The following is a 1,278-nucleotide window of genomic DNA, read 5'->3' on the forward strand; positions in this document are numbered from 1 at the left end:
CAGGGCACCTCGAAAAACCCGGCTTATACGTTGCCGAACGGGCTGAGCTAACCGCAAGACTCCAGTTTTAATCGATTACGTCTCGTTTTGGGGCCCTCTGGACCTGCAGCGGAGGTCTCTGTGTGCCCATGAGGCACACCGAACCACCACCAACGGCTCAAAACGCCTTAATCCCGGCCCGCTGGAAGTACACCAGCCGCTTCAGGTTATAGCAGGCAGCCATCATGGTCATCGCAAAGTTGGCCCTCGCTTGACCCACTGTGCGGATCAACTTGCCACCCATCTGATCGACGCTGGCGAACACATGCTCGACACGGGCACGGGTTTTGGCAATCCGCTTATTGCGTCGTTGCTGGCACTCCGATAACGGTTTCTGGCGGTGGCCTTTGCGCTGAATATGGTTGCGATAGCCGTGCTCTTTCAGCCAGGCTTCTCGCTCGGTCGAGGGGTAACCGCGATCGGCATAGACGTCCTGACTGGTGTTGTGCCGATCAAGAACAGCCTCGAAATGTTGGCTGTCATGCACTTTGGCAGTGTCACACTGAAAACGCCGGATCACCTTGTACTTGGCATCGACGTTGATTGACAGTTTGTAGCCAAAATGGCTCTTTCCGTGCTTCTTGGTCCAGCTGGCATCGGTATCCTTCTGCCGCCGTTTAGCGGGCTTCCAGTCCGCTGGCATGGCATTTTGATCCAGCAGCTCTTTGTCACTGCGTCGGTTATGCTGCTTGGGCGCTGGCACCAGAGTAGCATCAATGATCTGGCCACCACGGGCGATGAAGCCCTGCTTGAACAGTTGCGCCGATACACCATCGAACAGGGCCTGGGCACCGGCTTCACCGATGCGATTTTCAAAGTGCCAAATCGTGGTGCGATCCGGAATATTGATGGCTTGGGTCAGCCCGCAGAAGCGCTGATAGCTCATTCGGTCCAGCAGCTGGTACTCCATCTGTTCATCCGACAGGTTATAGAGGCGCTTGAGTACCAGGATGCGCACCATGGTTTCAGTCGGGTACGGTGGTCGCCCACCCTGAGTGCTTTCGACTCGAGGCGCGATGCAGTCAACTTCAGCGGCCAGTGCGGAGAAGTTGATGTGCTGCTCAATCTCAGCCAGAGGATCGCCGATCCGGTCGATCTTTTCACGGTGATGTTCGCTGGCAAAGAGGTCGTTTTTGATTGCGCTACGCTTCTTCATGGTACTGATCTATCGGGTGTTAGTGGTTGCTTGATGCTATCACAGGGCTACCGGTGCTGTGAGGGAGGTTTTTCGAGGTGCCC

The 1,278-nt window shown here is 55.9% G+C and carries 1 protein-coding gene; it reads right to left on the reverse strand.

Going from position 1 to position 1,278, the window contains the following annotated elements:
* Positions 1 to 157: 157 nt before the first annotated feature.
* A complete protein-coding gene (locus tag XMG48_RS11930) occupies positions 158 to 1,195 on the reverse strand; it encodes an IS5 family transposase (RefSeq protein WP_173482300.1) in 1,038 nt (345 codons plus the stop codon).
* Between the last annotated feature and the right edge of the window lie 83 nt (positions 1,196 to 1,278).

The organism is Marinobacterium sp. xm-g-48, assembly GCF_013282925.1.
Taxonomy (GTDB): domain Bacteria; phylum Pseudomonadota; class Gammaproteobacteria; order Pseudomonadales; family Balneatricaceae; genus Marinobacterium_E.